Below are 13,600 nucleotides of genomic sequence, written 5' to 3' on the forward strand. Positions count from 1 at the left end.
TGGGACGGTAACGCCCAATAGACCGGCCATCTATCGCGCACGGATGACGGCTTGATGACAACGCAGGAACGATTCAGTTTGGTGTAAAAGCTGTATCCGTTCAGTCATTGATCCGGATCAATGAACGCGCGCCCGGGAGTGCCCACAGTGCCGCCATGCGCATCTCGTTCAAGCTCGCCATTGCCCTGGCCGCCACGGTGGCCGCCGCCTACGGCATCGCCCGCAGCACGCCCTACTGGTTCGCACCGCGACAGACTGCGCAGGTCGACATCCACGATCCGGCGCTGATCGCGCAGGGGCGCTACCTGTCACGTGCCGCCGACTGCGCGGCCTGCCACACCGCGCCGGGCGGCAAGCCGTTCGCCGGTGGCCTGGGCATGCAGACGCCGATGGGCACGATCTATTCGACCAACATCACCCCCGATCCGGACTCCGGCATTGGTGCCTACGACTACGCCGATTTCGAACGCGCGGTCCGCCGCGGCATCCGCCACGACGGCCAGCCGCTGTATCCGGCGATGCCGTATGCCTCGTACGTGATCGCCAGCGATGCCGAGATCAAGGCGCTGTATGCCTATTTCATGGGCTCGGTGCAGCCGGTGAAGCAAAGCAACGCCGACAGCACGATTCCATGGCCGGCCAACATGCGCTGGCCTTTGGCATGGTGGCAGCTGCTGTTCGCGCGCCCGCGCAGCTTCAACCCGGATCCGTCGCTGGATGTGGGCCAGCAGCGTGGCGCTGAGCTGGTTGAGGGCCTGGCCCACTGCGGCGCCTGTCATACACCACGTGGGCTGGCGTTCCAGGAGAAGGCGATGGCCGACGATGGCAGCCGCCAGTTCCTGTCCGGCTCGGTGCTGGAAGGCTGGTATGCGAAGAACCTGCGCAATGAATCGACCGGCCTGGCCAGCTGGAGCGAGGGCGAGATCGTCGACTTCCTGCGCACCGGGCGCACCGATCGATCGGCAGCCTTCGGTGGCATGGCCGACGTGGTCGAGCACAGCACGCAGTACCTGTCCGACGCTGACCTGCTGGCCATGGCGCGCTACCTGAAGCAGCTGCCGGCGCGTGAGGGACGCAGTGCGCAGTGGTCGCCTGGTACCGACACCACCACCGCCGCGCTGCGTAGTGGCGACTATCGCGTGGCCGGTTCGCTGGCCTATGCCGAGCACTGCCAGGCCTGCCACCGTGCCGACGGGCGCGGCATGCCACGCGTCTATCCTGCCCTGGCAGGCAACTCGATCGTGTTCGCCGACGATCCCAGTTCGCTGGTGCAGGTGACCCTGATCGGGGGTCGCACCCCGCACACCCCGCACGACCGCATGGCCTTCACCATGCCCGGCTTCGAGCAGCTGCCGAACGCGCAGCTGGCACAGATCCTGACCTTCATCCGCAGCAGCTGGGGCAACCAGGCCAGCGCGGTGAGCGAGGTCGAGGTGGCACGCATGCGCCGGGTGGTGCGTGACAAGCCGGTGCACTTCGTTCCGCAGGAGGCCGCACGATGAAGCGTTCGCGCAAACGTTCCCGCCTGCTGCTCGGTAGTGCGATCACCGTGGTGCTGCTGGCCGGTGCGGGCACCCTCGCCTATCGTCACCTGCACCCGGGCCTGGATGCCGCCGTAGCCAGTACGATCGATATCCTCGATGCACAGGGCAAGGTGGTCGCCCACTACCACGCGCCCAGTGCCGAGGAGATCGCCGGACTGGGCAATGCCGAATCGGTGATGCTCGGCCGGCGCATCCTCAACGAGACCGCGCGCCTGCTTCCGGACAACGTCGGCAACGATCTGAACTGCAATTCGTGCCACATGGCCGAGGGCAAGCGACCGTTCGGCAACCACTACTTCAATACCGGCGGCGGTGCCTATCCGCGCTACATGCCGCGCCCGGGCAAGGTGATCGGGCTGACCGAGCGCATCAATGGCTGCCTGCAGCGCTCGATGAACGGCAAGCCGCTGCCGAAGGACGCACCGCAGATGCGCGCGATGCTCGACTACATGGCGTGGCTGAGCAGCCCGGTGCCAGAGGGTGCAAAAGTGGCCGCGCCCAGTGAGGGCCCCATCGACAGCACGCTGACTCCGGACCCGGTCCGCGGCCAGGCGCTGTATGCCGTGCAGTGCGCCGCCTGCCATGGCGACAACGGCGAAGGCCGACGCGATGCCAGCGGTGACATCGCCTTCCCGCCGCTGTGGGGCGACCACAGCTTCAACATCGGTGCCGGCATGGCGCGCCTGTACAAGGCGGCCGGTTTCATCAAGCACAACATGCCACCGGCAGTGACCCGCGCACCGCCGCTGGGGCAGCAGGTGATGCCGGACCAGGATGCGGTGGACATCGCCGGCTATTTCATCAACCAGCCGCGGCCGGACTTCGCCAACAAGGGCAAGGACTGGCCGCGTGACCCGAAGCCCAAGGACGCACGGTACTGAAGCAGGCGGCGGGTGCCGGCCGTCGCAGAACACGATTCCTGCATCGCCACGTCATGCCGATGTCATTGGCGCTGCCGACACTCCGGGGCTTCCCTGCTCTGAAGGTCCGGTCTCGATGCGAACGTCTGCGCGCTTTCCCCGTGTCTCGCTGCTTGCCCTGCTGATCGCTCCCGCACTGGACGCCCTGGCCGAAGCACCGCAGGGCGATGCCGCTGAAGCGCGCAGCAGTGAGGCCCGCACCCTCGACCAGGTGCAGGTGATCGGCCAGGCCACCAGCTATGCCAAGACTTCCGTGCGTGCGGAAACGCTGAACCGGCAGACCGTGATGAGCAGCGTCAACGACGCGCTCAACGAAGTGCCCGGCGTGGTGGTCAGCGAGGCCGATGCCACCGGCTCGTCGGTGTGGGGCACGCAGATCAGCATGCGTGGCTTCGTCACCAACCGTGATACCCAGCAGATCGGCACCACCATCGACGGCCTGCCCAATGGTGGCTCGGGTTACGGCGGCGGCTCGCTGGCCAACCGCTACATCGACACCCTCGACCTGGAAACGGTGGAAGTCAGCCAGGGCACTGCCGATATCTCCTCGCGCTCGAACGAGGCCCTGGGCGGCACGCTCAACTTCCTCACCAGCGATCCGCTGCAGGACAGCCGCCTGCGCTTCGTGGTCGGCGCCGGTGACAACGAGGCACGCAAGTACTACGTGCGCTACGACACCGGCCTGCTCGGCGGCCACACCCGCGCCTGGGTCAGTGCCTCGTCGGCGCGCGTGCATGACTGGATCGATGGCAGCGGCAAGACCAGCAATGACCACATCGCCGGCAAGTTCATCACCGAACTGGATCGCTGGACCCTGACCGGCTACCTGTCCTACAACGATGCGGACGAGCCGGAGTACACCAGCGTCTCACCGAAGGGCTTCGCGACCAATCCGGATCGCGACAACCTGGTCGGTACCCTCACCGGCATTCCCTACCTGGACCAGAACTACCGTTCCGGCTCGCGTGCGCTGCGCGAGAACACCTTCGGCTACCTGCGCGCGGCCTTCGACGGTGGCAACGGCTTCAAGGCCTCGGTGGCCGCCTACGGGCACCGCATGCAAGGCCGCGGCGACTGGCTGCCACCGTATCTGGCGCAGGTCAGCGATGACGGAGCCGGTCGCCCGGAGTCGGAATACCTCGGTGGCAAGACCGTGTACGGCGGCAGCAACCGTGGCCAGATTTTCTTCGTCAATCCCGATGGCAGTGCCGCGCAGCGCCTGGCCAGCTGCAGCCCGCGCCTGGGCTTCACCGCCGAGTACGATCCGAACTGCTACGCCGGCAACGTGCTGGGCGCGCAGTCGTATCGCCACACCCACTACGACAACGACCGCATGGGCGTTACTGCCGACGTCGAATGGCGCCAGACTTTCGGCGCAGTCGACAACACGATCCGCGGCGGCCTGTGGGTGGAGAAGCTGGACCGTTCGGCACGCCGCGACTGGCATCGCCTGCTCAACGTCGGCCAGGACATCGCCTTCGACCACCAGCCGTACTGGGTACAGTTCGAGGACAAGTACAAGGTCGACGAACAGATGTACTACGTCGAGGACGTGGCCCGCTTCGGCCCGTTCAGCGCGCGCCTCGGCGTGAAGCAGTTCTTCGTCGACCAGTCGCGCCGCCGCGTGATCGGTGCCAGCGAGCACGTCACATCCGACTCCAGGTCCGATCCGCTGCTGTCCACCGGCTTCACCTGGGCGCCCGGCGTGGAAGGCATGGAGCTGTTCGCGGGCTTCTCGCAGAACTTCGCCGCCATCCCCTCCGGCGTGCTCGGCGAGACCGACCCGCAGCGCTTCCGCAACGTCGAGCCGGAGACCGCCGACAACATTGAAATGGGCATGCGCATCAGCCGCTGGCCCCTGACCGCCTCGGTCACGCTGTACAACATCAAGTTCGACAACCGCATCGTCTACCTGCCGGCCGGCTTCGTCAGCGGCATCGACTACCTGGGCGAGACCGACGGCGTCTACGAGAACTTCGGCGGCGTGGAAAGCAACGGCCTGGAAGCGGCGTTCGGCTATGGCTGGGACAACGGCTGGCGCCTCAACGCCGCCTATACCTACAACCGCTCCAAGTACCTGGGCAGTGGCGATGCCGCGCGTGATACCCAGCTGGGCATCGTCGACGGCGCCAAGGTGATCGGCCAACCCGAACAGACCCTCGTACTCTCGGCGGACTGGCAGGGCGAGAACTGGAACTTCGGCCTGTCCGGCCGTTACCTGGGCACCCGCTACCTCGACGCCGCCAACGTCAACAAGCTGCCCTCGGCCACCGTGTTCAACGCGAACATCGGCTTCGACCTGCAGGGCCTGTCGCCGCGCCTGAAGGGCATGGGTGCCAACCTGGTGGTGAGCAACCTCACCGACAAGCGGTATCTTGCGGGGGTGGACGGCCGCGACAACGCCTTCATCGGCGCTCCGCGCACCGTCGGCATCTCCTTCCGTGTGGACCTGTGAGTGAGCCCGTGACCGATATCGGCCGACGCCGGTTGTTGCAGGCCGGCGTTGCCGCCGGCCTTTCCCCGCTGCTGCCCAGCATCGCCCGGGCCGCCGCGATCGCCCCCGCCGCGCAAACCCGCAGCCTGGAAGACCTGCAGCACATCGTGGTGTTCATGCAGGAGAACCGTTCGTTCGACCACTACTTCGGCACGCTGCCGGGTGTGCGGGGTTTCGGCGATCGCTTCGTCGCTCCGGCGCAGGCACTGCAGGCCGGCGCCCGCGCGCGCAGCCTGTGGCTGCAGCCCGATGCCAGCGGCAAGCGCGCGATTGCGCCGTTCCCGCTGGATACCGCCGCGCACTTCGGCTACATGCGCGTGGAAGGCACGCCGCACACCTGGCCGGATGCACAGCGGGCCTGGGACCACGGACGCATGGGGCAATGGCCGAAAGCCAAGCAGAACCACTCGATGGGCTACTTCCAGCGCAGCGACCTGCCCTTCCAGTTCGCCCTGGCCGATGCCTTCACCATCTGCGACGCCTACCACTGCGCGATGCAGGCCGGAACCAACCCGAACCGGGTGTTCCTGTGGACCGGCCACAACGATGCTGCCGCCCGCGCCGGCGGCCCGGTGATCGCCAACTCGCACGACAACTTCCCCGAGCACGGCGGGCATCCTGCGTCGTACCGCTGGGCCAGCTATGTCGAACGCCTGCAGAAGGCGGGGGTATCCTGGCAGATCTACCAGGACATGGCCGACAACTTCACCGACAACCCGCTGGCCGGCTTCGAGGCGTTCCGCCAGGCCTACCGCGCTGCGCCGGGGCATGACCCGCAGCTGCGCGCACGCGGGGTCAGCACGCGTGGCCTGGCGCAGCTGCGCCAGGACGTCATCGACGGACGCCTGCCGCAGGTCAGCTTCATCATCGCCGACGCGGCCGGCAGCGAGCATCCCGGCCCCTCCAGCCCGGCCCAGGGCGCGGCCTATACCGCACGCGTGCTGGATGCACTGACCGCCGATCCGCAGGTGTGGAGCCGCACTGCCCTGCTGCTGATGTTCGATGAGAACGACGGTTTCTTCGACCACATGCCACCACCGGCACCGCCTTCGCCGGTGGACGGTGGCTGGGCGGGTGCGTCCTCGGTCAGCACTGAAGGCGAGTACCACCGCCATCCGGCACCGGGAGATGAGAAGTACGACTTCGCCGAACTGCGCGGCCGCCCGTATGGACTGGGCCCGCGCGTGCCGCTGTACGTGATCTCGCCCTGGAGCCGCGGTGGCTGGGTCGATTCGCAGGTGTACGACCACACCTCGGTCATTCGGCTGATCGAACGCCGCTTTGGTGTGTCCGCGCCGGACATCTCGCCGTGGCGCCGCGCGGTCTGCGGCGACCTCAGCACTGCGTTCGACTTTGCCCAGCGCGATACCCGCCCGTTCGTCCGCGGCCTGCCCGACGTGAGCGCGGTGGCCGCACGCGCCGCTGCTTTGCCGGGGCGCACCGTGCCCGCGCTGCCAGAGGGGCTGAAGCCAGCGAAACAGGAAAGCGGTGTACGCCCGGCGCGCGCCCTTCCCTATCGACCGCAGGCATCGATTGCTGCGGTCGACGTCGCGGGCGTTGACCTGGCGTTGTCCTGCGAGGGCGCAGCGGCAGTGCTGCATGTCTACGATCGGCTGCGGCTGGAGGCGGTGCCGCGCCGTTACACGCTGCTGCCGGGCATGCCGCTGCGCGAGCGTTGGCCGCTGGACGCCCAGGGCCGCTATGACCTGTGGCTGCTCGGTCCGAACGGCTTCCACCGCCACTTTCAGGGTGCGGCCAAGGCTCCTGCCGTGCAGGCTTCAATCGATCGCGCGGATGGCCAGCTGCGGCTGCACCTGCGCAATCTGGGTGACAGTGCACAGCAGGTGCGCGTGCATGGCGGCGCCTATGCAGGACACATGCCCGAACAGACATTGGCGCTGCCCGCACATGCGCAGACTTCATTGGCGTGGGATGCAACGCCTACCGCCGGCTGGTATGACCTGCGCATCAGCGCGGGTGGGAGTGTGCTGCGTTTGGCCGGCCGCGCCGAGGATGGTCGCCCCGGCACCAGTGACCCGGCGATGGGCACCGAACCGCTGCGGTTCGAGCACGATTGAAGAATCCCTGTAGAGCCGAGCCCATGCTCGGCTGCTTTCGCCCCGGTCGCATTGCCCCGAAAGAAGCAGCCGAGAGTGGGCTCGGCTCTACAGCGCAGACCGCTAGATTCAGGCCTCCTGCAGCCCCGGCCGGCCGTGCTCCACCGCGTAGCGCTTCCAGCTCTGCACGGTACCGTTCGGTCGCATCACCGTATCCAGCGTCTTCATGTCGCCGATCCACGCATCACGAGTGACATCGCACAGCACATAGCCACGCTTGTCGGTGGTCGCCTTCAGATTGGGGCTGTGCGCAAGCTGGTTGCGGGCGTAAGCGTCCACGCCCTGGCCATCGGCCCCCGAAGTGATCGAAGTGGCAAGGAACTCGCTGGAGACCACGCCCGAATCACGATGGTCCTGCACCAGGTCGCTGGCGTAATGCCGGTGCGCGTCGCCACAGGCGGTCACCACGTTGCCGAAGCCGACCTTCTGGATGTGGTCGAGCAGGCGCCGGCGGCTGTCCAGGTAACCCGACCATTGGTCATCGGACGACTGCACCACGCCGTCCTTCTCGCGCATGTAGTTGCCCAGCGCCACCTGATGGGCGATGGTGTGCCAACGCGGCGCGGCATCGGCCAGGCCATCGAACAGCCAGCGCTCCTGCTTCGCACCGACGATGCTGCGCTCCGCCGATTCCACGTCCTCACGCAGCGCCATGTTCACCTGCTTGCTGCGGTACTGGCGTGTGTCGAGCAGGTGCAGGTCCATCAGCGTTCCGTAGCGTGCGCGCCGGTACAGCTGCATGTGGCCATCGCGCGGGAATGCCGAACGGCGCAGCGGCATGTTCTCGTAGTAGGCCTGGAACGCCTGTGCGCGCCGCAGCAGGAACACTTCGCTGGGCGTATCGTCCTGGTCTTCGGCGCCGGCCCAGTTGTTGTCCACTTCATGGTCATCGAAAGTGACGAACCACGGTGCCGACGCATGCGCGGCCTGCAGGTCGGCATCGCTCTTGTACTGGGCGTAGCGGCGGCGGTAATCATCCAGCGTGTAGGTCTGCGGGCCGACGTGGTTGCGCAGGTTGGTGAACGGCTGGCCGTTCATCTTCCGCAGGCCAGGCTGGCTTTCACCTTCGTAGATGTAATCACCGTAGTGGAAGACGAAATCCAGCGGTTCCTCGGCGATGCGCCGCCACGCGGTGTAGTGGCCTTCTTCGTAGTGCTGGCAGCCGGCCACCACAAAGCGCACGCGATCCACCGCTGCCGCGGCTGCCGGCAGCGTGCGGGTACAACCGACTGCGCTGGCGTGGCCACCCACGGTAAAGCGGTACCAGTAGGGCCGTCCGGGCGCCAATCCTTCCAGTTCCACGTGCACCGCGTGGCCGAGTTCGGGATGCGCGAGCGCCGAACCCTGGCGTACCACTTTGCGCATGCCTTCGTCCGCTGCCAGCTGCCATTCGACCACCATCGGCCGGGTCGGCATGCCACCGCCGAACACCAGCGGCTCCGTCGCCAGCCGCGTCCACAGCACCATGCCGTCGGCCGTGGGATCACCCGAGGCCACGCCCAGGGTGAAGGGCGTGCTGGCAAAGCGCGGCTTGGCCAGCAGGTTGCGCGGGTTCAGCGTGGTGGCATCGGCCTGCGCGGCCAGCGCGCGTGCCGTGCCCATCCAGGCGCCGGCAGCGGACAGGCCGGCCAGGGCCAGGAATCGCCTGCGATTGATCGTCTCCACGGCTGTGCCCTCAGTTGTAGATGATGTGGAAGTAGAAGAAGCGGCCGTAGTCGTCGATCTCGGTACGGAAGCGCCCGTTCGGGCCGGTGCTGTAGGTCGGCTGGGTGTTGAACAGGTTCTTGGCTTCGTACTTCAGCGTCACGTGCCTGCTGACCTTGTGGCTGAAGGCCATGTTGAAGGTCATGTACGGGTCGTAGTACGAGTCCAGCCACTGGGTATCGCCGAAGTCGACCAGCATCCGGCTGCGGTAGGTTCCGGACAGGCGCAGTTGCGAGTTCTTCCACGGCATGCGCCAGATCACCGAACCATTGAGCGACCAGTCCGGCTGGTACAGCAGCCGGTCCAGGCGTCGCTCGGTGCCATCGGTGATGCGGTAGTTGGTCCTGCCTTCCAGCCGCGTGGCGTTGAAGTACATGTCGAAGCGCTGGCGGCCCCATTGCAGGTTGCGGTTGGCCACCGCGAACTCGACGCCGCGCAGCCTGGACTCATCGGTGTTCATCGGTTGGGTCACCCGGTAACGGGTATCGCCCACGTTCTCGAAGGTGGTCAGGGTGTAGATGTCGTCCTTGATTACCTTGTCGAACAACGCCACCGAGACCAGGCCGTTGTTGCCGTTGAAGTACAGGTCCCATGCAAGGTCGATGTTGGTGGAACGGCGCGGCTGCAGGTTCGCATTGCCCTGCTTGATGGTGCAGAAGCCCCTGCCCTCCTCGTCATCGCCACAGCTGGTGCTGGTGGCCTGGGCAATGTTGCTCGGCGTCGGCCGGCCCAGCGTGCGGCTGGCGGAGAAGCGCAGGCGCTGGTCCTCGCTCAGCTTGAACGTCGCATTCAACGAGGGCAACAGGTTGTTGTAGCCACCGCTCGTGTTGCGGAAGGCGGAGGTATAGGTGGTGCCGCCATCATTGCTGAACGGGCTGTAGGCATCGAAGCGGGTGTGGTCATGGCGCAGGCCACCGATCAGCAGCAGCCGGTCCCAGGCGTAGTGCGCGGACACGTACGCATTGGTGATGTCCTCCACGTACCTGTAGTCACTGGTGAAGTTGGCATTCGGATACGCCGCATTGTTGTTGCCCAGTTTCGGTAGCAGTTCCTCGTTCCACTTGCGGTTGTCGATCAGCGGGAAGCCCGGCACGCTGCCCAGCAGCGTCGATCCCGGATACAGGTAATCGTTGAGCGTGGCGCTGCTCCTGAAGTAGTCGAAGTCGATGTCCTGCCAGATCTTCAGGTGGCGGTATTCGGCGCCGGTGGCCAGGCCGAAGCCACGCGCATCGGCGTCGATGTTGTAGCTGAAGTCGGCGCGCAGGTTGTCGATGCTCTCCTTGGCATCGCGCGGGGAGACATAAGCCTGCGCCGGATTGAGCTTGAACGCCGAGCTGGTCAGCAAGCTGGAATCGGACACCGCCACCGCGTTGGGGAAACCGTGGCTGTCGTTCTCGTAGTCGACGAACAGGCTGCTTGGGTAGGCGCGCACACCCCAGTAGACCTGGTTGTTGTGGAAAGTCTCTTCGGTATGGCCGCCGCGCAGGGTCAGCCGCGAACGGTCGCCGATGTCCCAGTTGAATCTGGCGATGGCGCCGCGGTTGCTGCGGTCCCATCGGTCGTGTCGGTTCTTGATGTAGATGCTGTTGATCTGGGTGGTGCCGCTGTCCTCGGTCTGGTTGCGGATCGGAAACTTGGCGTTGCCGTACAGGTCGGTCTTGTTCATCGTCGAGTTCTCGTAGAACCGGTACGAGTACAGCAGCAGCGATGCGTAGAACGGATCGTCCGACGGCTTCCATTCCAGCTTGGCCGAGCCGCCGAAGTTGGTGATGAAGTTGGTGTAGGTGCCGGTGCTGAAATTGCCGGGCGCACGCAGCCCGTTCCAACCCTTGGCCTCATCCGGCCCGGTGGTGCCGTCGGTGAGGTACTTGCCGGCGTCGTTGTAGTAGTAGTTCGACTCCACCCAGCGCTTGACGCTGTTGCGCGAACGCTGCTCATAGCGTGCCACCGCAACGATGCCGAACTCCTGCCCGGCGCCGAACTGGTTGGAGAACACCATCTTGGCGCTCTTGCCGAAGTGGCCCAGGGTTTCGTGGTTGCCGCCAGCGCTGCGCTCGACGTTGGTCTCGGCCGTGGAATAGATACCTGCCACGTCGGCAAACACGTACTTGCCGGACCGGTCGAAGGCACTGCGGCTGATGATGTCGATCACGCCGCCGATCGCATCCGGTGCCTGCTCCGCACTGAAGCTCTTGTAGATGTCGGTACGGGTGCCGATGTCGCTGGGAATCAGCTGCAGGTTGTTCATGCGTTCGCCGGAGCCACTGCCACCCACGCTGGCAATCGCGATGCCATCGATGGTGGTGTAGTTGAGGTTGGCCTGTACGCCGCGCACCGTCACGTAACGTGGCTCGCCGGCATCCTCCACCGCACTCAGGCCTGGAGCGGCCATCAGGCTCTCGGCCAGGGTCTCGTCGCCGTAGCTGTCCATTTCGTCGTAGACCACCGAATCCTTGATTACCGGTGAGGTCTTCTTCTGGTCGATCACCTCGTGCGCGGCAATCACCTTCACCGTGTCCAGGGTCGGCGCCACCACCGCCTCGGCCTCGCGCGGCTTCGGTGCGCCGGGGTTCGGCGCGTTGCGTACCGGTGCCGGATCGATGGCGATGACATTGCCATCCACCACGGTGTAGCCCAGGCCGGTACCGGCCAGCAGTGCATCCAGCGCCTGCCTGACGGTGGCACCGCGCGGCACCGCACCGGCCATGCGGGCATCGCCATCGGCCGAGTACAGGAACTGCACCCCGGAACTGCGTGACAACTGCTCCAGTGCACGCGCCAGCGGCTGTGCCGCGATCGGCGTGGACACACGCGCCTCCAGGCCATCGGCGGCGGCGGCGAAGGCCAATGGCATGCTGCCGGGAGACAGGGCGAGGATGATCGACAGGTAGAGCGTGTTGCGCATCACGGGTCCTTGGAAGAGAGAAGGCAGCAGGCGCCGCTGCGCGGATCGGCAGCGGCTTCTCCCAAGTAAGAGCCCGCATCCACCAAAGTGGAGAACGCGGATTCAATGAATTTTTTCTGACAGTCCACGGCCACCTCGGCCTCAGCGGCTGCCAACCCGCACTGTGTCGCCCTCGCGGCTCACCACGAAGCGCGGGTCACGTTCGAGGAAGGCCTGCAGCGCACCGATGCGATGCGCATCGAGGCTGCCGGACAACCGTGCCGATGCCGCGCCCTCGTCCAGCACGCGCACCTGCACCTGGTTGTGCCGGTTGAAGGCAGCAGCCACTTCGTCCAAGCGTTCGTCAAGGAAGGACACTTTGCGCTGCTGCCAGTCCAGCAGCATCGACAGTGGCATGTCCAAGGACTCCACCGCATGGCTGCGCGCGTCGACCTGCACCACCCGGCCCTGCCCCAACTGGGCCAGGCGGCGGGCACCCGCGCCCTGGCTCCAGACCTCGACCTCGCCGGAAACCACACCGATGCGCGTGCTCTGCAGCCGTCGCGACACGTCGAAGACTGTGCCGATGTCCCGGATCTCCAGGCCGTTCACCTGCACCTGGAACGGGCGGCGGTCGCGTGCGATGTCGAACGTCGCCTCGCCCTGCAGCAGTTCCGCCTTGCGACTGAACCAGCCCATGCGTACCCGCAGGCGGCTGTCCGCGTTGAGCCGCACCTGTGTCCGGTCAGGCAGCACCAGGTCACGCAGTTCACCGTGGTCGGCGCTGTACAGCTGTTCGGTGGGCATCAGCTGCGGAACCAGGCCCACGCCGAGCAGGGCGATGCAGGCTGCGGCAGCCATCACCCACCCGCGCGTGCGGCGGCGCAGCGGCGCGGTGTGCGGCGCGGCGGGGGCACTATCGAACAGAGGCACCACTTTGGCGGCCGCCTGCCGTGGCGGCGCCGGCGCCTCTTCCGGCAACGGCGATTGCAGTGCCTCGCCGACCTGCCGGTGCAGCGCGAGGGCGTGCATATAGGCGCGCACGTGCTCGGGCGAGCGCTTCATCCAGTCCAGGAACGCAATCCGCTCGGCCTCGTCCAGCACTCCCTCGCGATTGCGCAGAAACCAGTCCATTGCCTCGCAGGCGACCGTGTCGTCGGCCATGGGCGATGCGTTCCGGTTCATGCGTGCTCCCTGGCGCCCAGCGCCTTCCTGCAGGCCTCCAGACCCTTGCCGATGTGCTTGCGCACCATGTGCACCGACACCTGCAACTGCTGGCTGACTGCCGGGCAGTCCAGCCCGTCGCGGTAATGCAGCTCCATCACCCGTCGCGTGGTCGCCGGCAGACGTGCGATGGTGCTGCGGATATCGTTCCAGCGCTGCGCGCGCTCGAACTCGCCCTCGATGTCTTCTTCGCTTTTCAGCACTTCGGCCAGCTGATCCACGTCTTCCAGCGGCGGCAGCGACAAGCGCGCGCGCGCGTGCTCGCGTGCCAGGTTGGCCGCGACCGTGAACAGGTAGGCCTCCGGGTTCTCGATCGCTGCGGCATTCTCGCCGGTGGCCCGCAGCAGCCGCAGGTACACCTCCTGCGCCAGGTCCTCGGCGTCTTCGCTGGCAGAACCGCGACGCAGGAAGAAGCCACGCAGCAGCCGTCGGCGCAGCGCGTAGCTCTTCTCCCAGATCCTCACGCTGTTCACGGCCGGCCAACACCCCGAGGCTGGAAAGCCCCGCAGGGTGACGACCATCGATGACAGTGGCGTTGCAGCAGGCGGCCATGCCAGGCACTCTCCGCCCGGCACATTCGCCCATGATATGGCGCACCGTGCCAACCCTTGCTTGCCAGAGACCCAAGCCGGGCCCGCCTATCGAAGCCGCGGGGCCAGGCCTACGCTTGCCTCCCCGGTGGCCGCCACGGTCGCCCTTCGCGTCACGGCTCC

At 66.4% G+C, this 13,600-nt stretch carries 8 protein-coding genes; 4 read left to right on the plus strand and 4 right to left on the minus strand.

From position 1 onward, the window contains the following. Positions 1 to 155 precede the first annotated feature (155 nt). The 4 genes from AC5P53_RS09565 to AC5P53_RS09580 all read left to right on the plus strand — a co-directional run bounded on the left by AC5P53_RS09565 (position 156) and on the right by AC5P53_RS09580 (position 7,036). The gene (locus tag AC5P53_RS09565) at positions 156 to 1,502 is read left to right on the plus strand and encodes a c-type cytochrome (RefSeq protein WP_014646732.1); all 1,347 of its coding nucleotides are present in this window, start codon (positions 156 to 158) and stop codon (positions 1,500 to 1,502) included. Then, positions 1,499 to 2,425: a c-type cytochrome gene (locus AC5P53_RS09570; protein ID WP_014646731.1), complete on the plus strand. Its 927-nt coding sequence runs from the start codon at positions 1,499 to 1,501 to the stop codon at positions 2,423 to 2,425. Before AC5P53_RS09565 ends, AC5P53_RS09570 begins: the two co-directional genes overlap by 4 nt. Before the next feature lie 115 nt (positions 2,426 to 2,540). Further along, positions 2,541 to 4,919 carry a TonB-dependent receptor domain-containing protein gene (locus tag AC5P53_RS09575; RefSeq protein ID WP_126411927.1) on the plus strand — a complete coding sequence of 793 codons (2,379 nt, stop codon included), beginning with the start codon at positions 2,541 to 2,543 and terminating at the stop codon, positions 4,917 to 4,919. Between the two features lie 8 nt (positions 4,920 to 4,927). Then, entirely contained in the window at positions 4,928 to 7,036 is a 2,109-nt protein-coding gene (locus AC5P53_RS09580; protein WP_069117229.1) for a phosphocholine-specific phospholipase C, read from the plus strand. Between the two features lie 108 nt (positions 7,037 to 7,144). Here AC5P53_RS09580 and AC5P53_RS09585 read toward each other — a convergent pair whose 3' ends face one another. From AC5P53_RS09585 to AC5P53_RS09600, 4 genes are all read right to left on the minus strand, one after another. Further along, on the minus strand, positions 7,145 to 8,740 hold the full coding sequence (locus AC5P53_RS09585; RefSeq protein ID WP_126411925.1) for an alkaline phosphatase D family protein: 1,596 nt from the start codon (positions 8,738 to 8,740) through the stop codon (positions 7,145 to 7,147). A gap of 10 nt (positions 8,741 to 8,750) precedes the next feature. Further along, entirely contained in the window at positions 8,751 to 11,684 is a 2,934-nt protein-coding gene (locus AC5P53_RS09590) for a TonB-dependent receptor (protein ID WP_241886677.1), read from the minus strand. 141 nt (positions 11,685 to 11,825) lie between these two features. Beyond that, the gene (locus AC5P53_RS09595) at positions 11,826 to 12,848 is read right to left on the minus strand and encodes a FecR domain-containing protein (protein WP_241886676.1); all 1,023 of its coding nucleotides are present in this window, start codon (positions 12,846 to 12,848) and stop codon (positions 11,826 to 11,828) included. Next, complete coding sequence (locus AC5P53_RS09600) at positions 12,845 to 13,360, minus strand: RNA polymerase sigma factor (protein WP_041863300.1); 516 nt, start codon at positions 13,358 to 13,360, stop codon at positions 12,845 to 12,847. Before AC5P53_RS09600 ends, AC5P53_RS09595 begins: the two co-directional genes overlap by 4 nt. Positions 13,361 to 13,600: the final 240 nt, after the last annotated feature.

This window comes from Stenotrophomonas sp. YJH_SMC_82 (assembly GCF_059368875.1).

What these genes read in the sequence shown, in the direction of transcription:
- AC5P53_RS09565 (WP_014646732.1), top strand. Translation starts at nt 156, where the DNA reads ATGCGCATCTCGTTCAAGCTCGCCATTGCCCTGGCCGCCACGGTGGCC.
- AC5P53_RS09570 (WP_014646731.1), top strand. Translation starts at nt 1,499, where the DNA reads ATGAAGCGTTCGCGCAAACGTTCCCGCCTGCTGCTCGGTAGTGCGATC.
- AC5P53_RS09575 (WP_126411927.1), top strand. Translation starts at nt 2,541, where the DNA reads ATGCGAACGTCTGCGCGCTTTCCCCGTGTCTCGCTGCTTGCCCTGCTG.
- AC5P53_RS09590 (WP_241886677.1), bottom strand. Translation starts at nt 11,684, where the DNA reads ATGCGCAACACGCTCTACCTGTCGATCATCCTCGCCCTGTCTCCCGGC.
- AC5P53_RS09595 (WP_241886676.1), bottom strand. Translation starts at nt 12,848, where the DNA reads ATGAACCGGAACGCATCGCCCATGGCCGACGACACGGTCGCCTGCGAG.